The sequence below is a fragment of the Komagataeibacter ossonobensis genome (assembly GCF_057359305.1).
Genome location: NZ_JBXAYQ010000037.1, coordinates 1 through 19,989, shown reverse-complemented (window position 1 = coordinate 19,989; position 19,989 = coordinate 1). Strand labels below are relative to the sequence as shown.

Genomic DNA, 19,989 nt, shown 5'->3' with positions numbered 1-19,989 from the left:
GTAACCCTGTGGGCGCATAGCTCAGTTGGTAGAGCAGCTGACTCTTAATCAGCGGGTCCAAGGTTCGAGCCCTTGTGCGCCCACCATAGGGTTTAACAGGATTACAGAAATCCCCATCACGGCATCGCCGGTGGGGATTTTTTGTATTCTGGTTCCGGTGGGGCATGGGGCAATGGCACGTAGTCGCATTGCCATTTCTTTTGGCCGGATCTTCCGTTAAGGACTGTTGCAAAAGAACCCCTTGATAAAAAGTAATGAAAGTTTCGGATGTTTCTTTTTTTAAGGGGACACTTCCTGAAGCTTTTTGAAAAAAGCTTCACCAAAAATTTTCTTACTGATCTGCAGGATATTGCGTGAGCAGACTTCTGAAACAGTTTCCATGGCAGGCAGGATGACATCCCATCCTCCCCTGATCGGGGTCACACTGGACAGTGAACCGCCCGCAACGGATGACAGGGCCGGATATTCCCGTTTTCCATGGTATGCGATCCGCCAGAATTACATGGACATGATCGCGGCCTGCGGCGGGCTGTCGGTCGCTCTGGGCCATGACGTGCCGCAGGCGGCAGCCATGGTCGCGCGACTGGATGCGCTGGTGGTGACCGGCGGTGCGTTTGATGTGCCCCCGGATCAATATGGCGCATTCGGCCAGCATGCCAGCGTGCAGACCAAGCCCCGGCGTACGGCAGCGGAAACGGCCCTGATCGATGCCGCCATGATGCGTGGCATTCCGGTTCTGGCATATGTGGCGGCATGCAGCTTCTGGCTGTCGTGCTGGGGGGACGACTGGTACAGCACATTCCCGATACCTATCCCGCAGCCCTTGCGCATGAGCAGCCCAATCCGCGTGATGAACCCGGACACGGGGTGGATGTGGTCGCCGGTACGCATCTGGCGCGGCTGGTGGGTCGGGACCGGCTGGCGGTGAATTCGTCCCACCATCAGGCAGTAGGGGATGCAGGACGGGCGGTAATCTGTGCTACAGCGCCTGATGGGGTTGTCGAGGCCATTGAACTGCCCGGCCATCCATTTTGCATCGGGGTGCAGTGGCATCCGGAATTTGGCATATCGGCAGGGGACCGTCTCCTGTTCGAAGGGTTGATCGACGCGGCGAGGCAGACACGAACATGACACAGGACCATTCCCCCCCATCTAACCAGGAACGGGGTGACCGTATTGCCAAATGGCTGGCCCGGTCTGGCGTTGCCAGCAGGCGCGATGCGGAACGCATGATTGCCGAAGGCCGGGTCAGGCTGAACAGCGCGGTCGTCACCCATCCGGCCACGTTCGTGGACGGGGGCGATATCGTTCAGGTGGACAATAATGTGGTCAGCGCGCCCGACCGCACGCGGCTGTGGCGGTACCACAAGCCCGATGGTCTGGTGACAACCCATCGCGATCCCGAAGACCGCCCGACCGTGTTCGATTCCCTGCCGCCGGGACTGCCGCGTGTCATAAGCGTGGGGCGACTTGACCTGAACAGCGAGGGCCTGCTGTTGCTGACCAATGATGGCGAACTGGCCCGCAGGCTGGAACTGCCCAGCAATGGCTGGATACGTCGTTACCGCGTACGGGTGTTCGGGGTGGTAGATGAACGGATGCTGGCCTCGCTCGCTCATGGTAGTGAATTCGAGGGTGTGCGCTATGGTCCGATCGAGGCACAGCTGGATTCCGCCAAGGGGGACAATGCATGGCTGACCGTCTCCCTGCGTGAAGGCAAGAACCGCGAGATCCGTAAGGTCATGCGGGGACTGAACCTGCATGTCAGCCGCCTGATCCGCACGTCATACGGTCCGTTCCAGCTTGGCACGCTGCAGCGTGGTGAACTGGAGGAAGTGACCGGCAAGGTCATCCGTGAACAGGTCCCCGGCCTGCCTGCCGCCAAGTCGCAGCGCAGGGCGTAATGCGTATCATCGCGGGTGACTGTCGCGGCCGTACCCTGCATGCGCCACCGGGGCAGACCACGCGCCCCACGGCGGACCGTGTGCGGCAGGCATTGTTTGACACGCTCGCCCATGCGCCATGGGCGGGGATAGACTTTTTGCGTGGCGCGCGCGTTCTGGACGGATTCGCCGGCACGGGGGCGCTGGGGCTGGAAGCCCTGTCGCGCGGTGCCGCCAGTGCCGTGTTTATCGAACAGAACCGCGCCGCCCTGCGGGCCTTGCGTGAAAATGTCACGGTCTGCGGCATGGGCGATCGCGTGATGATCCGTGCGATTGATATGCTGCGCCTGCCTGTGCGTGGCGCATCCGGCCCGGTGGATCTGGTTTTTCTGGATCCCCCGTATAACCAGGACCTGCCCACCCGCGCGCTGGCGGTGCTGGAACGTGGCGGCTGGCTGCATCCCGCAACCCTGGTGGTGGTTGAAACGGCGGCGGCGGAATCCGCCCCGGTTGCCGCTGACCGGCTTCTGCTTGAACGTAAGCATGGGGCCGCGTGCCTGTATGCATGGCGACACGGGGCGGACGACGCGGCATAATTGATTGCCGTATTTTTGCCAGCGGCCTTCTGTCTATGGTGTGGACGGGGTTATAGTGGTGTCGTTTGACGGAAATGAAGTGCAATGGTCATTTCCCTTGTGCGTTTGGTCCCTATTGGCATGCCCATGCCGGGGCCTATGATCAGGATATGGATTTTTGGCGATTTTCAGCCGTTTTGTCCCTGACTCGCTGTCCTCTGGCCCGGTGCGGTCGCGCCTGCGCGACCGGTTGACCGAAGCGGGAGGACTGGGGTTGTGGAGTCTGGCGCTGTGTCTTGCCATTGCCTTGTGGAGCTATGATCCACGCGATCCGTCGGCCAATACATCCAGCGCGCAGCCGCCTGACAACCTACTGGGCCGGCCGGGCGCGTACATGGCTGATTTCATGCTCCAGAATTTCGGGATCGTGGATGTCCTGGCCATTTTCTGCCTGCTGGCATGGGGGTGGCGGCTGATCCGGCACCATGGGCTGGCATCGGCCCTGCTGCGCATCATTGCACTGGTCTGCGCGCTGCCGGTCATTGCGGCGGACATTGCGGCCGTGCCATTGCTGCTGCCCGCGCTTCAGGGCCCGCTATGGCCAACGCAGGCCGGGCCGGGTGGTGCGGTCGGCCTGTCGGTGGCGCATATGTCCATTCAGGCTGCCACCGTTTTTGTCGGGCGGGGGGGGCCGCTTGTTGTCTGGCTGCTGGGGCTGGTGCTGGGGGGGCTGCTGGTGCTGCTGGCCCTTGCCCTGTCCCTGTCGGAATGGCGGGGCATCGGTCGCGGGATCAGGATTCTGCTGCGTCAGCCCATGGTTCTGGCCGTATGGCTGCGCCGGGTAACGGGGGAAAGGGCGCAGGCACGGACGGTAGTGGATACGGCCCCGTATTCCGGCGGGGGAAAGGCCGCACGGGATCCGTCTCCCTTCCACGCGCCCCTTCCGGATACAGGCCACGAAACGGGGACGGACCCGGTGCCGGCTACGGTGCGTCCGGCGTCCGGTACGGCCATGATGCCCGTGGCCGACCCGCAGGCGGCCAAACCGTTGGGGCAGAAGAACATGCCCGCACCTACCACAAAGCCGGAGACAAAGCGGCCAGCGCTGGCAGGACGCAAGGCGGAGGGGGACAAGCCTGCGCAGGTTTCGCTGCAGACCAGCTGGATGCACCCGCCGGGTATGGACGAGGAAATTACCCAGCCCCTGCTTATGGACGGTTCCGCACCGGTATCGGATCAGGTGCCATGGCATGAGGATACCAACACACGGGATACCCGACCCGTCATTACCGCCCCCCATGATGACGACCTGCCGGTGGCGGCGAAGGAACCTGCGCGTCCGACGCTGCTGTCGCGCTTTTTCTCCGGTGCGGGACGGGCGGAGGAGGAGGTGGCACCCGGCACGCCAGATTATGCCCCCACTGCGCCCGTTGCTCCCCCGGAAGATACCTATACGCCCCCGCCACAGCCGGAATGGCAGTTCCCGCCGCTGTCGCTGCTCAAGCCCCCGCCATCGAACGAGGCCACCAAGCCGACCGAGGAACTGCTGCACGCCAATGCCACGCAGCTTGTCACCGTGCTGTCGGAATACGGGGTACAGGGTGAAATTGTCGCCTATCACGCTGGCCCGGTCGTAACCCTGTATGAACTGCAGCCCGCCCCCGGCATCCGGGCCGCCCGTGTGATCGGCCTGGCCGATGACGTGGCGCGCTCCCTGTCGGTACTCAGCGTACGTATCGCCACCGTGCCGGGCCGCAATGTGATCGGGATCGAGGTGCCCAATACACGGCGTGAGACGGTCTATTTCTCCGAACTGCTCATGGATCCGCAATGGGCGCATTCGCGTGCGCGCCTTAACCTTGCGCTGGGCAAGGATATCGCGGGCGAGTCGGTTTACAGTGACCTCGCCGCCATGCCGCACCTGCTGATCGCGGGCACCACCGGGTCGGGCAAGTCGGTGGGCGTGAATTCCATGATCCTGTCACTGCTCTATCGCCTTTCGCCCGAGCAGTGCCGCCTGATCCTGATTGACCCCAAGATCCTTGAACTCTCGATCTATGAGGGTATTCCCCACCTCATGACACCCGTGGTGACGGAACCGGCCAAGGCGGTCGCGGCACTCAAATGGGCCGTGCGGGAAATGGATCGCCGTTATCGTGGCATGGCGCACCTGCAGGTGCGTAACATCGCAAGCTACAACGAACGTGTGGCCGAAGCGCGTGCGCGCGGGGAAATCGTGACCCGGCGCGTACAGACCGGCTACGATCCGGAAACCGGCAAGCCCACGTTCGAGGAACAGCAGCTTGCCCTCGATTCCCTGCCATATCTCGTCATCGTGGTGGACGAGATGGCCGATCTCATGATCGTGGCGGGCAAGGAAATCGAAGCCCTGCTGCAGCGCCTGGCGCAGAAGGCGCGCGCGGCGGGCATTCACCTGATCCTTGCCACCCAGCGCCCGTCGGTGGATGTGATTACCGGTACTATCAAGGCGAACTTTCCTACCCGTATCTCCTTTCAGGTCATAAGCAAGTTCGACAGCCGCACCATCCTGGGTGAGCAGGGGGCCGAACAGTTGCTGGGACGCGGGGATATGCTGTTCATGCAGGCAGGCGGACGGATCACACGTGTCCACGGCCCGTTCGTGGATGATGGTGAGGTCGAGGCCGTCGTCGCCTTCCTGCGCGCGCAGGGGGAACCGATCTATGATGATGACGTCATTTCCCCGCAGGAAGAAGACAGTTCCGGCAAACCCTTCGCAGCCCCCGCCGGCGGAGCGGAGGAAGACGGCCTGTTCGCGCAGGCGGTCGAGGTCGTGGCGCGCGAAGGCAAGGCATCAACGTCCTTCATCCAGCGCCATCTGTCGATCGGCTACAACCGTGCGGCCAAGATCATCGAGCAGATGGAAAAGGAAGGCCTGGTCAGCGAGGCCAACCATGTCGGCCGCCGTGAAGTTCTGATGCGCCGCAATACGGAAGACGAATGAAACCCCACGCCATGCAGCGCGGGGCAGGGCAGGCGCCTGCCGCCCTGCCATTCACGGTCCTGTACCGCGATAACCGGTTTGTGGTACTGGACAAGCCGCCGGGCCTGCCGGTCCATCCCGGTCGCGCTGGTGGCGCCAGTGTCGAGGACTGGTTTCCCGCCCTGTCGCGCCACCGGAACGGCCCTTGGCTTGCGCATCGGCTGGATCAGGATACGTCGGGCTGCCTGGTGGTTGCGCTGCGCAAGCAGGCGCTGGTTGCGGTGCAGGCATGTTTTGCGGCGGGACGGGCGCGCAAGACCTACTGGGCCATTGTGCAGGGTACCCCCGCAGCATTGCAGGGCGTGATCGATACACCGCTTGCGCGGGTGGAGCAGGGCAGGCAGTGGCGGATGCAGCCGGTAAAAACCGGTGGTCAGCCCGCCCGGACGCGCTGGCACGTACGGGCGATGGGGCATGATGGCGCGGGTCAGCCCATAAGCTGGCTGGAACTGGTTCTGGAAACCGGACGGACCCATCAGGCCCGTGCGCATTGCGCTGCGATCGGGTGTCCCATACGGGGCGACACGCGCTATGGCGCACGCGACGCAGGGGCGCTACACCTTATGAGCCGGAGCATCCATCTGCCACTGGATGTGCCCGTGCAAGCCACGGCCATGCCACCGGAGCATATGCGCCGTATCATGGATCAGGCTGGCTGGACCGTGCCACCTGACAGCGTGGAAAAGGAAGTGACACGGTGTTCGCCCACACATTGACGCAGGAACTGCTGCGCGTTCTGGAACGACCGGACCTGCGGGTGATTGCGGGCGAACGGCAGATCATGCTGGATCCCACGCTGGACCTGCCGTTTCATGTCCAGCTCGGCGGGGCCATCGTGCTGGGACTGCCTGCGCAGGGGCAGCAGGAAAAAACTGCCTTTTTCCTGCGTCACGCGCTGGAACTGGCCCCGCTACTGGAAATCGCGCCGCACAGGGCCCTGTGTGCTGCCTTCTGTGCCGCGCGTACGGCAGCCCTGTTCTGGTATCTTGATACCGGCCGGTCGGATGCGGATGCACCGGCGGCATGGGTACCGCAGATGGCGGCGGCACAGGTGCCTTCCACCACGATCCTGCAACAGATATGGTTTGCCCTCGCACCCTTGCAGCCCACTCTGTCATTGCCGGACGGACCGTGTGCCTTTGGCGCGTTGCATGACGCCCTGTGTGCCCTGTGGCCCATCCTTGGCCCGACCGAAAACCTGATGGCCACGGGCGGCGACGCCCGTCTGGCCGTGGACCCTGTCACGGGACTGAACCATTACGGCTGTTCGCACCGGCCCCGGCCATGGGCCATCACCTTTGCGTCCTCCACGGCATCATCGCTGTCCGAACGGGGTTTCGCGGGGGCTGAGACGGCGCGTCTGTCCCTGCTGGCCGGTGCGTTGCACGGGCGGGGCGAGGATGCAGCGCGAACGCTGGATGGCGATATACAGGCCCGCATTGCCGCGCATTTCGGCCTTGAAGCGGATGAAGGGGTCGTTCTGGCTCCATCGGGCACGGATTGCGAACTGTATGCGCTGGCGCTGGCTGCGCTGGCGCCCGGTGGTCGGCCCATCAGCAATATCTTGCTTGCGCCGGAGGAAACCGGCAGCGGCGTGCCTCTGGCCGCCATGGGGTGTCATTTCGCCAATGATACCGCCCTTGGCCATCATGTGACACGCGGGGCGCCCATCGCCGGTTTTCCCACCGATACGCTGGTGGTGAATGTGCCGATGCGTGATGCGGCGGGCCATGTGCGTCCGGCGGCGGATGTCGATGCCGAGACGTGTCGCCTGACCCATGAAATGCGCGCGGCGGATCGGCATGTGCTGCTGCACCGGCTGGATCTGTCCAAGACCGGGCTGCTGGCGCCGGGGCTGGCCGCGCTGGAACTGGCCTGCGCGCCGGTGGGCAGGTCAGAAGATTGTCCCGACGTAGTGGTGGATGCCTGTCAGGCCCGGCTGGACCCGCTGCGAGTGCGGGATTATCTGGATCGGGGCTGGATGGTCATGGTCACCGGATCCAAATTCTTTACCGGTCCGCCTTTCTGCGGGGCATTGCTGCTGCCCGCAGGGGTACGGTGCAGGCTGGATGGTCCGCATCCCGTGCCCGTGGGACTGGGGGACTACAGCTATCGCCATGCATGGCCGCAGGGCAGGGCGGTGGCCGGGCTGCCTGCGGGACATAATATCGGCCTGATCCTGCGCTGGTGCGCGGCACTGGCGGAAATGGACGCGATCAGCCGCATTCCCCGCGCGGTGATCCATGACCGGCTGCATGGTTTCCTGTCTGCCGTCACCAGCCGCATCATGGCGGATTCCGCGCTGGAAATCCTGCCCCCAGTGCGTCCCGACCGTGCGGCCATGGACAATGCGTGGGATACGCTGCCGACCATCATCTGTTTTTTCGTGCGGGCGCCGGGCAGTGATGTGGAGACCTTCCACCCGCTGGCCCTGCCGGATGCGCGGCGGCTGTATGCGTGGCTCAATACCGACCTGTCCGGCCTGATCCGACCTGATGATCCCGATGCGGCCCTTGCCAGCGTCCTGTGCCATGTAGGCCAGCCCGTGCCGCTGGCGCATCCCGGCCGGCCCGGTGTGATCGTGGGGGCATTGCGTATTTCCGCAGGCGCCCGGCTGGTTGCGGGGGAGCCATCACATGAAGGCATGGACCCGACCGAGCGCCTGCGGCGCGAAGTGCGTAATGTCGGGCGGATTCTTGACAAGATCAGCCTGATCCTGCGGCACTGGTCGCAGCTTAGCACGGCGGCACCGGTACAGACCTACCTGCCGCGTGGCTGGCAGGCGCGGGCCATTCTGCCTGCATGAATTTCATGACCTACCCGTTCAATGGATGTCCAGCGTGAGCATACAGACCAACCACGGCAATTTTCTTGATACCCCCCAGTTACAGAAAGGGGTGACCCGATTCTGGCTGATCCGTCATGCACTGGTGGAACAGAATGCCCGCATGCGGCTGTATGGCGCGATGGATGTGCCCCTGTGCCCGGACAGCCTTGTGGCCCAGCGCTGGATGTATGAAGCCCTGGCGCGTCGCCTGCCGCATCCGGCGCTATGGTTCACATCCCCCCTGTCACGCACACAGCAGACGGCGCGTGCCATCCAGCAGGCGGGCTATGGCCCGCATGAATGGCAGGTGGAACCCGGCCTGACCGAACAGTCCATGGGCGAATGGCACGGCATTACGCATGATACCCTGCCAGAAAGGCTGAGCCTGCCCGCGCATCCTTTCTGGTCCGTCAGCGCGACCGAACTGCCGCCGGATGGCGAAAGCATGGTGCAGGTCTGTGCCCGTGTGGGTGCGTGCCTTGACCGTCTGGCAGCCGAACATGCGGGGCAGGACATGGTGGTGGTCAGTCACGGGGGCGCCATTCGCGCGGCACTGGCCCATGCATTGCGCATCCATGCGGAAACGGCGTTGCATTTTTCCATCCAGAACCTGGCGCTGAGCGTGATTGAACGCCTGCCAGAGGGGTGGCGTATCGTGACAGTCAATGAATTGCCCATGCCTGTACCCGCCCCGTCCGACAGGGCGGGTGAGACCCCGGAATGGGCCAGACAGGACGCGGAACAGCCTGCCATGGTGGCGCCTGATTTCAGAAACTGCTGAAATCGTGGTGTGTAAAGGCAATATGGTGACAGCCTTTACACGGCGTTACCTATCGATCGGCCATGAGGCATCAAAACCATAAGAAGTTTTTGGTGAAGCTTTTTGTTAAAACCTTCAGGCAACGTCACCTTTCTGAAGAAAGGTGACGCCCGAAACAACTTTGTTATTTTCCATGCCACAATCCATGTCTGACCGGATTCCAGCGTGGAAAAGCGGGTTGTCAGTGTGGATCTGACCGCAGCATGCAGGTCAGGACACAGGTCTCGTTGGCCTGCGGTGCGCGGCGCAGGTCGTCTGACGCGGCCATCCCCGCCACAATGGCGGCAGTGGCAAGAACAAGCGTGAGCGTATGCATCACCTTACTCCCAGTGCGGTCATCCATACCCCGGATGGGTATATGATCCGGGACGGGATTGGCCTGTTGCGATCTGCCATGGTGCCAGTGGGGTTTCTTTGCCAACTGTCACTTGTGTGAAACGATACTGTCAGGCTGTAGTTGTGCCAATCCATAAAAAAATGGCTGGTCATGGACAATTGTACGGCGTGGCCGGTTGGTCTTGCGGGTAAAGGGGGGCTTGCTATCGTATGCGTATGACACGTTCACGTCCCGTGCCGGCGCATTTCATGGATATCGCGATGGAGGAAGCCCGTGCGGCCGCCGACCGTGGCGAGGTTCCGGTGGGGGCCGCGCTGTCCGGCCCGGACGGGATGCTGCTGGCGCGCGCGGGCAACCGGGTGGAGGAATGGGGCGATCCGTCCGCCCATGCGGAAATGCAGGTCATGCGCATGGCAAGCGTGCAGCGTGGCGGGCAGCGCCTCGCGGACTGCACGCTGTATGTCACGCTGGAACCCTGCCCGATGTGCGCCGCCGCGGCCACGCATTTCCGGATGGGGAAGATCGTGTTCGGGGCCTATGACCCCAAGGGCGGCGGTGTTGAACATGGCCCGCGCCTGTTCGCGCAGCCGCGCTGCCTGCATCGCCCCGAAACCGTGGGCGGCGTGCGCGAACGTGAGGCGGGGCAGCTGCTACGGAATTTTTTCCAGCGCCTGCGTGCCTAACCTATTTGTCATGCAACGGTATAACACGGGTCGGCTGTCTTGCGGCACAATGCAGGCAATGGGACTGTAAGCCCCGGCGGTCGGTCCCGTCCGTCGTTTCGAGATTTCAGCAGGACAACCATGTTCAGGGATGCCATGTCAGACGTATCGCGGTCGAACACCCTTTCCCCCCGTCGGCGCCAGAGCCGGCTGCTGGCGACACTTGTGGCCAGCACCGTCATGGGGGGATGCCTGCTCTCGGCTCCCCTTGCGCGGGCGGAAGACAGCGGGGTGATCCACCCTGACACCCAGATCCAGCAGCTGCCGAATTTCGTCAACCTCGTCAAACAGGTCAAACCGGCCGTTGTGTCCATCACGGCGCGGATCAAGGACGCGGATATGGGCGAGGACGGCGGGCAGGGCGGCATGCCCGGTGGCTTCCCGTTTCCCTTTCCCTTCCAGATGATGCCGCAGCAGGCCCATCATACCGTGGAGGCCCGTGGCTCGGGCTTTGTCATCTCACCCGACGGGTATGTCGTGACCAACAACCACGTGGTGAAGGGTGCGACCAAGGTTACCGTGACGCTGGATGACGGCACGGCGCTGCCCGCCAAGATCGTGGGGCGTGATTCCAAGACGGATATAGCCCTTCTCAAGGTCTCGCCATCGGGCAAGCTGCGTTTCATCGAACTGGGGGATTCGGACAAGGTCGAACCGGGTGAATGGGTCGTTGCCGTGGGTAATCCCTACGGTCTTGGCGGTACGGTCACGGCCGGTATCGTCTCGGCCCGTGGCCGTGACATCGGTGATGGTCCATATGATTCCTTCATTCAGGTCGATGCCCCGATCAACCGTGGCAACTCCGGTGGTCCACTGTTCACGCAGGATGGCAAGGTGGTGGGTGTGAACACCGCCATCCTGTCACCCTCCGGTGGGTCGATCGGGATCGGGTTCGCCATTCCGTCCGATACCGTGAAGAACATTGTCGACCAGCTTGAAAAGACCGGTCATGTCACCCGTGGTTACCTTGGCGTCACGGCGCAGGCGATCACGCCGTCCATGGCCAGTGCGCTGGGCATGAAGCCGTCGCCTTCCGGCACGCCGGCAACCGGCGCGCTGGTGGCCAGCGTCAGTTCGGGTAGTCCCGCGGAAAAGGCGGGGCTGAAGGCGGGGGATGTTGTTACCGCACTGAATGGCCAGCCCATCGATACGCCGCATACGCTGGCGGTCAAGGTGGCGACCATCGTGCCGGGCACCAAGGCCACGATTGCCTACCTGCGCAACAACAAGCCGCAGACCGCCAGTGTCCTGATTTCCAGCCTGGGCAAGGGGGGCACGGCCGATGGCACGGTGGGTGATACCTCCCATGATGCGGATAAGGGGCCCAAACTGGGTGTAACGCTGGCGCCCCTGACGCCTGACCTGCGCCAGCAGCTTGGGCTGGAGGAAAACATACGCGGTGTGGTGGTCAGTGACGTGCAGGCCGGTTCCGCTGCCGAACAGGCCGGGATCCATGCGGGTGACGTCATTCAGTCCGTGGGCGAAGTGCCGGTGGAAAACCCGCGCGCCACGGTTTCCGCCATCCGTCAGGCCCTGCAGGCCAATCATTCCGTCCTGCTGCGGGTTGTGCGTAACGGGCAGAGCGTCTTTGTGGCCGTCAGCCCCAACAGCGATGATTCCGATACGACCAGCACCGACGAAGACGACCAGTAACACCATCCACCATCACGCGATGGCGGCGCGGGCCGGGGCAGTAGTGTCCCGGCCTTTTTTGTGCGCCAAAGGCGAAAAAGCCGGTTTTTTTACCGCATGAGCCAGAAAAACGGCGGGTGATGATTGTCGCGCCATGGTTTCTTGCCTTATCTGCTGGCATCGCCACGTTCGTTTCCGGAGGGATGATGACCGGTCCAGCAGTAGCCGATGCGCAGGAACCCCATGCCGCGCGCCTGATTGACGGCAAGGGCTTCGCGGCCCGCATGACGCAGGATATCGCCGCCGATGTCAGCGCCTTTTATGACCGGCATCACATTACGCCGGGCCTTGCGGTGGTGCTGGTGGGCAATGATCCTGCCAGCGAGGTGTATGTGCGCAACAAGGCGCTGCAGACCCATCGCGCGGGCATGCGGTCGTTCATGCACATGCTGCCCGCCACCACATCGCAGAAGGAACTGCTGGGTCTGATCGAACGGCTGAATGTCGATCCCGAAATCCATGGCATTCTTGTGCAGTTGCCGCTGCCCAACGGGCTGGACCCGGTAGCGGTTACCAATGCGATCATTCCCGAAAAGGACGTGGATGGCCTGGGCGTGGTCAATGCCGGGCGGCTGGCGCTGGGGCTGCCGGGCATCGTGCCCTGCACGCCGCTGGGCTGCCTGCTGCTGCTGCGTCACTACGTGGGCGACATGCGTGGCCAGGACGCGCTGGTGATCGGGGCATCCAACCTGGTCGGTCGTCCCATGGCGGAACTGCTGCTGCGTGAGGGCTGCACCGTGACTGTGGCCCATATTGATACGCGCGATACCGCATCCCTTGCCCGGCAGGCCGATATCGTGGTGGTGGCGACGGGTGTGCGCGAACTGGTGCGTGGCGACTGGATCAAGCCGGGGGCCACGGTGATCGATGTCGGTATTTCCCGTGTCACGTTACCCAATGGCAGGACCCGGCTGGTGGGTGATGTGAAGTTTGATGAAGCCGTAAAGCGCGCGGGCCTGATTACGCCCGTGCCCGGTGGTGTCGGTCCCATGACGATTGCCTGCCTGCTGCGCAACACCCTTGATGCGGCCCGGACACTGGTGGAAGGACGGGCGGGCTGAACGCCCCGCCGCAGACAGGAGAAAACACATGACGCTGATTTCCGTTGAACTGATCCCGCGTGACCGGGAAACGCTGCTGCGCGATGCGGGGGATGTCAGCCGGCTGTTTCCTGATGCGCAGATGATCAATATTCCCGACCTGCTGCGCTTTCCCCTGCGCAGCTGGGAGGCGGCTGCCCTGATCCGCCCGGTTTTCCCCCGCGTTGTTCCCCATATCCGCGCCATCGACATTGCGCCGGACGCGCCACTGCCGGGTGTGGATGACCCGGACCTGCATGAGGTACTGGTGGTCAAGGGCGATCCGCCATCGGACCTGAAGCACCGCACCTATCCCAATACCAGCGAGAGTGTGATCGCCCGCTACCGGCGTGAGGCGCCGCATCTTACGGTCTATGCCGCGTTCGATCCGTACCGCCGTGCACCGTACAAGGAAATGGAGTCCATCGCGCGCAAGAAGGAAGCCGGCGCGGCGGGGTTCTTCACCCAGCCCATTTTTGACATGCGCATGCTGGACCTGTGCATGAACTGGCTGCATGGGGAAAACGTGTTCTGGGGTATTTCCCCCGTGATTGGCCCCAGGTCACGTTCATACTGGGAAACGACGAATCACGTCATTTTCCCCCATGATTTCGATCCGACACTGGACGCCAACATCGCTTTTGCACGTCAGATGATGGACACGGTGGCGCAGGCGGGTGGCAATACCTATCTCATGCCGCTGCGCGTCAATCTGGAACGTTACCTGACGCCACTCCGCCGTTGAGGACTGTTTGAAAACAATTTATTGATCAAAAATAATAAAAGTTTTCGGGTGCCGCCTTTTTCCAAAAAGGCGGCATTCCCTGAAGCTTTTTGAAAAAAGCTTCACCAAAAAACGTCTTTTGATTTTAAGGCATTGTCATGATCTGACTTTTCAAACAGTCTTTCAGTCGGCGTGTCAGCAGACCTAGATCCAGCCATGCGCCCGGATCAGGCCGAATGCCGCGATCGTGACCATGCAGGTGATGCGCCCGTCCACGATCATGGCTTCCATTTCCTTCAGCGTGACGGTGTGGGTGGTGATGTCCTCCTCCGTTTCCTCACGCTGGTGCTGGCCCTGTTGCAGGCCGGTGGCAAGAAAGGCCCGGCCTTTCTGGGTGGTGTAGCCCGCCCCCTGGTGCATCAGGCCCGCATCGCGCATCTGTCCGGCGATCAGGCCGGTTTCCTCACGCAGTTCGCCCCGCGCCACCTCTTCGGGTGTGGCATCGGGACGGTGTTCCCACATGCCCATGGGCAGTTCCCACATCCTTTTGCCAATGGGATAGCGGTACTGGCGGATCAGTGTGACGCGCGGCCCTTCCGGACCGTCCCATAGCGGCAGGATCACGACAAAATCCTCCCGTTCCACCACGCCGTACAGTCCCTGCTTGCCGCCGGGACGGATGATGATGTCCTCACGCACGCGGGTCCATGGATTTTCATAGGCAGTACGGCTGGAAACGGTTGTATAGCCACCGGCATCCGGTTTGGGCGACTGTGTCATGGGGTCCTGAATCCTTCCAGATCACGCTTGCATGCATCCCGCACAGGGCAGTCGTGCGGGAACGAATGGCCATGGGTTGGTTTTTTCAGGTTTTTCCATAAGCCCTATGGTGCTTTTGCTCCACAGTGATTTTGTGGGACGGACGGTATTGCTGGTATCCGCGTTTGATCGGGGCGCTTGTTTTTCATTACGGAGTTTATGCGTATCATGACCGGGCCGCAGGCTGCATCGGGGTCTCCCACACGGCGGATACTGCCCGTCGTGCTGTTCAATCTTCTGTGTTACATTGATATTGGCCTGCCGATGGCGGTCATCCCGGTCTTTGTGCATCAGGTTCTGGGCTATAACACGGTATTGGCGGGGCTGGCGGTGTCCGTGCAGTACCTTGCCACCTTTGCCTCCCGCGCGGGTGCCGGGCGGCTGGCGGATCGCCGGGGGGCGAAACCCACGGTGGTGGTTGGCCTTGCGGTGTGTACCCTGTCGGGTGCGGCGCTCATGCTGTCGGGACTGCTGCTGCATTTCGCGGCCCTGTCCGTGGTGCTGCTGATTGCAAGCCGCATCCTGCTGGGCATTGGCGAAAGCTGGACGGCCACGGGCGCCATCATGTGGAATATCGGGCGTGTCGGTGCGGCCCGCACGGCGCAGGTCATATCATGGAATGGTGTGACCTCATATGGGGGCATCGCCCTTGGGGCGCCCATCGGGCAGATCCTGTCGGGACTGCCGCTGCCATATGGGGGCCTTACGGTTGTGGGACTGCTGTCAGCGGGGCTGACCCTGTTCGGTTTCGTGCTGGCGCGGCAATATGCCCCCGTGCCGCCCGTGCCCAGCAAGGCGCCGCCGATGCCATTCCATGCCGTTTTCAGGCGTGTGCTGCCGCATGGAATGGTGCTGGCCTGCGGGTCTGTCGGATTCGGGACGATTTCGGCCTGTCTTGCGCTATTCTACGCCCATAATAACTGGAGCGGGGCGGCAACCGCGCTGACCGGATTCGGCCTGACATTCGTGATGATGCGGTTCCTGTTCGCCCGGCAGATCGACCGGCGCGGCGGTCTGGTTGTCACGTTCGTGTCGCTGCTGGTGGAAACGCTGGGGCTGTGCGTATTGTGGCAGTGTTCTTCGGTTACGGGTGCCGCGCTGGGTGCCGCGTTGACGGGGGCAGGTTTCTCGCTTGTGTTTCCGGCCATGGGCGTGCTGGCGGTGGCGCGTGTGGGACCGGAAAACCGGGGGGCGGCACTTGGGGCCTTTTCCGTGTTCCTTGATATCGCTGTGGGCCTGTCCGGTCCCCTGCTGGGGCTGGTGATCCAGACAATGGGATATGGGGCGCTGTTTCTGGTATCCGCCCTGTTCACGCTGGCGGGTGTGGGTGTAACCATTATGTTGAAATTCCTGCCGCGCTGAGTGGCGTGGCGGGTCGATAGTCCTGTGGGGAGCTGAGCTGGATAGATGCAGATTTCATCTGTTGCCGTTTTTTGTGGATCACGTTTCGGCTCCCGGCCGGAATACGCGGCGCAGTCGCGCGCGCTGGGTACGGCGCTGGGGCAGGCCGGGATCAGGCTGGTCTATGGCGGCGGGCATGTAGGCCTGATGGGCACCGTGGCGGATGCTGTCCTGGCCACGGGCGGGGCTGTGACGGGAATCATTCCCGCCTTCCTGCATTCGCGTGAGATCATGCATGAAGGTGTGACCGACCTGACCGTGACCGACAGCATGCATGACCGCAAGGCGCGCATGTTCGCGCAGTCCGATGCCTTTGTGGTGATGCCCGGTGGCCTTGGCACCTTTGACGAGACGATCGAGATCATGACATGGCGACAGCTGCGCCAGCATGACAAGCCGATCTATATCGTCAACGTGGCGGGCTGGGCTGATCCGCTGCTGGCCATGGTGGATGCCTGTATCACGGATGGGTTTGCCTCTCCCTCCGCGCGGAACCTGTTTGCGGTGGTGCCTGATGTCGCAACCCTTATGACAGCGCTGGCGGCCCTGCCGGTGCAGGCGGATGCACGCGACAGGGTCAGTACGCTGTAATTCTTTCATCTATCCCCTTGCCTTAAATGCAGCAGCCCTGTATAGCGGCCTGCAACGGAGTGTAGCTCAGCCTGGTAGAGCACTGTGTTCGGGACGCAGGGGCCGGAGGTTCGAATCCTCTCACTCCGACCAGATTCGCAGGCCGGTTGCCGTTTGGTAACTGGCCTGTTTTCGTTTCAGGCGGCATATCCGCTTATATTGCAGCCGTAGAGGAAATCCTTTACGCATGATCCCTTGGAATGAGGGACTGCCTGCGGCACGTCCTGCCGCATCGCCATTCATGTAAAGCCCTAGGAATTTTTACCGACCATGCAAGCTTCTTCAGTCCCCTCGCAGTCTGAGTCGCATGAAAAAGGTATATCCCGACCGGGGCCGGTCCTGAGCATCATCATCCCGTGCTATAATGAACGTGGAAATGTCGCCTCCCTGTTTCACGCGGTGGATCAGGCTCTGGTGCATCTCGATTGGGAACTGATCTTCGTTGACGATGCCTCCCCCGACGGCACCATAGATGAAGTCTGGCGACTGGCGCAGGCAGACAGCCGGGTACGTGGCATTCTGCGGATGGGACGTCGTGGCCTGTCTTCTGCCGTGATCGAGGGAATTCTGTCATCATCGGCGCCGGTCGTGGCGGTGATGGATGGCGACATGCAGCATGACGAACGGCTGCTGGGCCAGATGTTCGATGCCATCCAGAACCAGGGTTACGATGTGGCGATCGGCAGTCGGCATGTGGAAGGTGGCGACAATAGTGGCCTGGCCAACTGGTGGCGACTGTTCCTGTCCAATGCAGGTATCCGGATCGCGCAGCTATGCCTGCCCGTGAAGGTCAGCGACCCGATGAGTGGCTTTTTCGCTGTGCGGCGTGATCTGTTTGTCAGATCGGTATGCGACCTGTCGGGTACGGGATTCAAGATCCTTCTTGACCTGCTGATGGTACAGAAAACCGCTCCGCGCGTGATTGAACTGCCATTTGTTTTCCGGTCACGTCATGAAGGGGAAAGCAAGATGGGCCGCAAGGTGCTGATCCAGTTCGGGCAGATGATTGCGCACCATATGTTCCGGACAAAGAAACGTAAATTACCTTCTGTTTCTGCGTCCTGATATTAATTATCCGTCTCGGAAATGTCGGAACACGTACCGCTAGAGAAATGTTCAGGTTACTTTCACTGTCTATTGAAAACAGTTTGGTAAGCTGATGTTTATATTTCCTGCGCCTGCTTGATATGCTTGCTTGGTTAGTGAGAACCTAGTGAAAAACAAGATTTTTCCATATATTCTGCTTGTCCATGTGGTGGTGCTGGGAATTATAGCGTTATTGGACTTGCCATATGGGGGCATAGGGACAGCATCCTGTCAGTGGGATTGTGCCAACGCATATGGGCGGATTATTCAGCAAGGATATGATCGGGCGCCAACGCTTGCGCCTTATTGGTTAGGGCAGGCCAATTGGGCATTTTTCCCGGCTTTCCCATTGGCAATGAAGGGCGTTATATATCTGACGGGGTTATCAATGCCCAATGCAGGTATAGTAATTAACGCTCTTCTTCTGCCTTTTTTGGCGTATCTATGTTACCTATATCAAAATAAAAAATATGGACCTGTTGATTTCCGAATTTATATTCTCTTTTTTTTGACTTTCCCCCCGACTTTATGGCTAAGAATACAATATACCGAATGTATGTTCGGGCTTTTCCTTATGGGAATGGCTTGGTCATTACTAAATAATCGCCTGTACATGGCCAGCCTATGGGCATTTTTACTGTGTCTTAGCCGCCCTACAGGTATTTTTTGTGTCATAGTTTTTTCTGCATTTTATTTTTTCAATGAATGGCGACAGGCAGGCAAGGCCAGGTTGCCCGATAGACAACTGGACAAATTGGTTCCGTCTATTGTGAATACGCTACTGCTCTTGACGGCGGGTGGAGCTGGTCTGTCACTATTTATGATTTATCTTTATTATTTGACTGGTGATAGCTTGGCTTTTTCCCATATCCAGATTGGATGGAACCGGAGGTTTCATATTCCTGGATATTGGATGCTCTATCAGATTCAAAATAGAAGCCATATAAATTCGGTTATATCTGCAATTCTGGATATGTTCGTTATATATAAGGGCTTCCAGAAAAAGCTGTATGTTGAGGCAACGACGTTATTCGTTATATTTATGTTTGCCTTTTCTTCCAGTCTTATGTCTATTCATAGAATAATTATGGCGAATCCATTCTTTTTCATGATTGTCTATGCATGTCTCATGGATATGAACAAGATGGCGCGTAATATTTCCATAGGATTATTTTTTGTCATATTGATGGGGATTACAGTTTTTTGGTCATATGGGACAAATATATTGTATTAAAATTGAGGGGCATAAAATGTTCAAAAAGCATAAATCATATATTATGACAAGACAGTACATGCCCAAGTTTTTTGTTATTATTTTATTGAGCATAGTAAACTTATTTGCGATTACGTTATGCTTTCGTCCTCACGTTAGTGAAAATTACCGTAATTTTTATATTTTGCACAATATTACATTGGGAGAATATGAAGCAAATGAGATTCGAGGGGCTTATACCAGCCATCAAAATCGATGGAAGTATTAGGATCAGGCCCCATTAATTTATTGAACTGAATAACGATTGGTGACCACAGGTTTGCATGGAGGCAGACCAGTGAGTGACCTGTTTTTTTCTGCCTGAAAGTCAGATGGCGTGGATTGAGCCGTTTTTCCTCTGGCACATCGGACATTGCGGGTGAATGACCGCCATGTTCTGAGAGAAATCGTCCATCTGATCCATAATAGGCTTCAATGGAAGATGCGCCGGAAACATATGGTTTCCGTAAAATGCTGTATAATCAATCGCTTCATTCGCTGGAGTTGGCTGAAAATTTTCGACCGGATTTCTGCTGTCTTGACGGAATAGGCAGATCAAGGCGCCTAATGATACGACGCACCTGAAAATTCACCGGATAGCGATCTCATTGCACCATATCGCACACCTGAGAGGGGCAGCCTGAACTCAAAACGCCACGTGGTGCAATGGTCAGGGACACCCTGTCTGCCTTCACCTGGCAGCCGGCCGAGTCAGTGATTTCTCAAGGCTGCTGCTGTCCTGCTGGACAATCTGTCGTCCGATGCGGTCCCAAAAATCATTGACGATCAGGATACAACAGCAGCATGATTTGGCAGTCTCGGATCACGCAGGGCATAACGACCTGCATTTCACCAAACAGGAACCGGGAAGCAAGGCTACATTCCGGCTGGTATCTTTATAAAAAACGCCATCATACCCAAACCAGACTGTAAAAAAGACTGATCTTAACTTTTATGATGCCAGTGAATATGTATTGACGATTTCAGGCGTGAGACTTCTTCCCTGTATTCGGCAAACATGTTGGATATGCACAGGCATATATAAAACGCGCCGCCATAAAACAGAGCTGGCTTTCGGGCTTCAAGGGAGATAAGCCAATCCAGCAGTTTGGTTTTGTTC

General features: G+C 59.9%; 16 protein-coding genes, 2 tRNA genes and 1 pseudogene. 17 read left to right on the top strand and 2 right to left on the bottom strand.

Annotated elements, in window-relative coordinates:
• Window positions 1–10: 10 nt before the first annotated feature.
• The 8 genes and pseudogenes from AC1RQ9_RS15240 (at window position 11) to AC1RQ9_RS15205 (ending at window position 9,088) form a co-directional block, all read left to right on the top strand.
• Window positions 11–86: transfer RNA gene (locus tag AC1RQ9_RS15240), tRNA-Lys, on the top strand.
• 305 nt (window positions 87–391) lie between these two features.
• Window positions 392–1,131, top strand: a pseudogene (locus tag AC1RQ9_RS15235) (gamma-glutamyl-gamma-aminobutyrate hydrolase family protein).
• Entirely contained in the window at window positions 1,128–1,904 is a 777-nt protein-coding gene (locus tag AC1RQ9_RS15230; RefSeq protein ID WP_485987637.1) for a pseudouridine synthase, read from the top strand. Before AC1RQ9_RS15235 ends, AC1RQ9_RS15230 begins: the two are co-directional and overlap by 4 nt.
• Entirely contained in the window at window positions 1,904–2,479 is a 576-nt protein-coding gene (gene rsmD / locus AC1RQ9_RS15225) for a 16S rRNA (guanine(966)-N(2))-methyltransferase RsmD (protein WP_485987636.1), read from the top strand. The genes AC1RQ9_RS15230 and rsmD overlap by 1 nt, the downstream gene beginning before the upstream one ends.
• A gap of 157 nt (window positions 2,480–2,636) precedes the next feature.
• Window positions 2,637–5,441 carry a DNA translocase FtsK gene (locus tag AC1RQ9_RS15220; RefSeq protein WP_485987635.1) on the top strand — a complete coding sequence of 935 codons (2,805 nt, stop codon included), beginning with the start codon at window positions 2,637–2,639 and terminating at the stop codon, window positions 5,439–5,441.
• Window positions 5,438–6,196, top strand: a complete 759-nt coding sequence (locus AC1RQ9_RS15215; RefSeq protein ID WP_485987633.1) for an RluA family pseudouridine synthase — start codon at window positions 5,438–5,440, stop codon at window positions 6,194–6,196. Before AC1RQ9_RS15220 ends, AC1RQ9_RS15215 begins: the two co-directional genes overlap by 4 nt.
• A complete protein-coding gene (locus AC1RQ9_RS15210) occupies window positions 6,178–8,286 on the top strand; it encodes a hypothetical protein (RefSeq protein ID WP_485987632.1) in 2,109 nt (702 codons plus the stop codon). The genes AC1RQ9_RS15215 and AC1RQ9_RS15210 overlap by 19 nt, the downstream gene beginning before the upstream one ends.
• Window positions 8,287–8,311: 25 nt before the next feature.
• Window positions 8,312–9,088 (top strand): histidine phosphatase family protein, encoded by a 777-nt coding sequence (locus tag AC1RQ9_RS15205; protein ID WP_485987644.1) that lies wholly within the window; start codon window positions 8,312–8,314, stop codon window positions 9,086–9,088.
• A gap of 220 nt (window positions 9,089–9,308) precedes the next feature.
• On the opposite strand, the gene AC1RQ9_RS15200 is transcribed toward AC1RQ9_RS15205, so the two are convergent.
• Window positions 9,309–9,443, bottom strand: a complete 135-nt coding sequence (locus AC1RQ9_RS15200; RefSeq protein ID WP_485987631.1) for a hypothetical protein — start codon at window positions 9,441–9,443, stop codon at window positions 9,309–9,311.
• Between the two features lie 230 nt (window positions 9,444–9,673).
• Here AC1RQ9_RS15200 and AC1RQ9_RS15195 point away from each other — a divergent pair, with 230 nt between their 5' ends.
• From AC1RQ9_RS15195 to AC1RQ9_RS15180, 4 genes are all read left to right on the top strand, one after another.
• On the top strand, window positions 9,674–10,147 hold the full coding sequence (locus tag AC1RQ9_RS15195; protein WP_485987630.1) for a nucleoside deaminase: 474 nt from the start codon (window positions 9,674–9,676) through the stop codon (window positions 10,145–10,147).
• 120 nt (window positions 10,148–10,267) lie between these two features.
• Window positions 10,268–11,839, top strand: coding sequence for a Do family serine endopeptidase (locus AC1RQ9_RS15190; protein ID WP_193733170.1), 1,572 nt, complete (start codon window positions 10,268–10,270; stop codon window positions 11,837–11,839).
• Between the two features lie 185 nt (window positions 11,840–12,024).
• The gene (gene folD, locus AC1RQ9_RS15185; protein ID WP_485987629.1) at window positions 12,025–12,939 is read left to right on the top strand and encodes a bifunctional methylenetetrahydrofolate dehydrogenase/methenyltetrahydrofolate cyclohydrolase FolD; all 915 of its coding nucleotides are present in this window, start codon (window positions 12,025–12,027) and stop codon (window positions 12,937–12,939) included.
• Window positions 12,940–12,967: 28 nt separating this feature from the next.
• Complete coding sequence (locus AC1RQ9_RS15180; protein ID WP_485987628.1) at window positions 12,968–13,702, top strand: methylenetetrahydrofolate reductase; 735 nt, start codon at window positions 12,968–12,970, stop codon at window positions 13,700–13,702.
• A gap of 183 nt (window positions 13,703–13,885) precedes the next feature.
• Here the strand turns inward: AC1RQ9_RS15180 and AC1RQ9_RS15175 are convergent, their stop codons facing one another.
• Window positions 13,886–14,461 carry an NUDIX domain-containing protein gene (locus AC1RQ9_RS15175; RefSeq protein WP_193733173.1) on the bottom strand — a complete coding sequence of 192 codons (576 nt, stop codon included), beginning with the start codon at window positions 14,459–14,461 and terminating at the stop codon, window positions 13,886–13,888.
• Between the two features lie 198 nt (window positions 14,462–14,659).
• Between AC1RQ9_RS15175 and AC1RQ9_RS15170 the strand changes: the two genes are divergently transcribed.
• The 5 genes from AC1RQ9_RS15170 to AC1RQ9_RS15150 all read left to right on the top strand — a co-directional run bounded on the left by AC1RQ9_RS15170 (window position 14,660) and on the right by AC1RQ9_RS15150 (window position 18,851).
• A complete protein-coding gene (locus AC1RQ9_RS15170; RefSeq protein ID WP_193733174.1) occupies window positions 14,660–15,862 on the top strand; it encodes an MFS transporter in 1,203 nt (400 codons plus the stop codon).
• Between the two features lie 45 nt (window positions 15,863–15,907).
• The gene (locus tag AC1RQ9_RS15165) at window positions 15,908–16,492 is read left to right on the top strand and encodes an LOG family protein (RefSeq protein ID WP_193733175.1); all 585 of its coding nucleotides are present in this window, start codon (window positions 15,908–15,910) and stop codon (window positions 16,490–16,492) included.
• 55 nt (window positions 16,493–16,547) lie between these two features.
• Window positions 16,548–16,624, top strand: a tRNA-Pro gene (locus AC1RQ9_RS15160).
• A 177-nt stretch (window positions 16,625–16,801) separates the two neighbouring features.
• Window positions 16,802–17,596 (top strand): polyprenol monophosphomannose synthase, encoded by a 795-nt coding sequence (locus AC1RQ9_RS15155; RefSeq protein ID WP_485987627.1) that lies wholly within the window; start codon window positions 16,802–16,804, stop codon window positions 17,594–17,596.
• A 148-nt stretch (window positions 17,597–17,744) separates the two neighbouring features.
• Window positions 17,745–18,851, top strand: coding sequence for a hypothetical protein (locus AC1RQ9_RS15150; RefSeq protein WP_485987626.1), 1,107 nt, complete (start codon window positions 17,745–17,747; stop codon window positions 18,849–18,851).
• Window positions 18,852–19,989: the final 1,138 nt, after the last annotated feature.

Coding starts and splice junctions, on each gene's coding strand:
- AC1RQ9_RS15230 (WP_485987637.1), top strand. CDS start 1,128: ATGACACAGGACCATTCCCCCCCATCTAACCAGGAACGGGGTGACCGT.
- rsmD (WP_485987636.1), top strand. CDS start 1,904: ATGCGTATCATCGCGGGTGACTGTCGCGGCCGTACCCTGCATGCGCCA.
- AC1RQ9_RS15215 (WP_485987633.1), top strand. CDS start 5,438: ATGAAACCCCACGCCATGCAGCGCGGGGCAGGGCAGGCGCCTGCCGCC.
- AC1RQ9_RS15205 (WP_485987644.1), top strand. CDS start 8,312: ATGTCCAGCGTGAGCATACAGACCAACCACGGCAATTTTCTTGATACC.
- AC1RQ9_RS15200 (WP_485987631.1), bottom strand. CDS start 9,443: ATGCATACGCTCACGCTTGTTCTTGCCACTGCCGCCATTGTGGCGGGG.
- AC1RQ9_RS15195 (WP_485987630.1), top strand. CDS start 9,674: ATGCGTATGACACGTTCACGTCCCGTGCCGGCGCATTTCATGGATATC.
- AC1RQ9_RS15190 (WP_193733170.1), top strand. CDS start 10,268: ATGTTCAGGGATGCCATGTCAGACGTATCGCGGTCGAACACCCTTTCC.
- folD (WP_485987629.1), top strand. CDS start 12,025: ATGACCGGTCCAGCAGTAGCCGATGCGCAGGAACCCCATGCCGCGCGC.
- AC1RQ9_RS15180 (WP_485987628.1), top strand. CDS start 12,968: ATGACGCTGATTTCCGTTGAACTGATCCCGCGTGACCGGGAAACGCTG.
- AC1RQ9_RS15175 (WP_193733173.1), bottom strand. CDS start 14,461: ATGACACAGTCGCCCAAACCGGATGCCGGTGGCTATACAACCGTTTCC.
- AC1RQ9_RS15170 (WP_193733174.1), top strand. CDS start 14,660: ATGCGTATCATGACCGGGCCGCAGGCTGCATCGGGGTCTCCCACACGG.
- AC1RQ9_RS15165 (WP_193733175.1), top strand. CDS start 15,908: ATGCAGATTTCATCTGTTGCCGTTTTTTGTGGATCACGTTTCGGCTCC.
- AC1RQ9_RS15155 (WP_485987627.1), top strand. CDS start 16,802: ATGCAAGCTTCTTCAGTCCCCTCGCAGTCTGAGTCGCATGAAAAAGGT.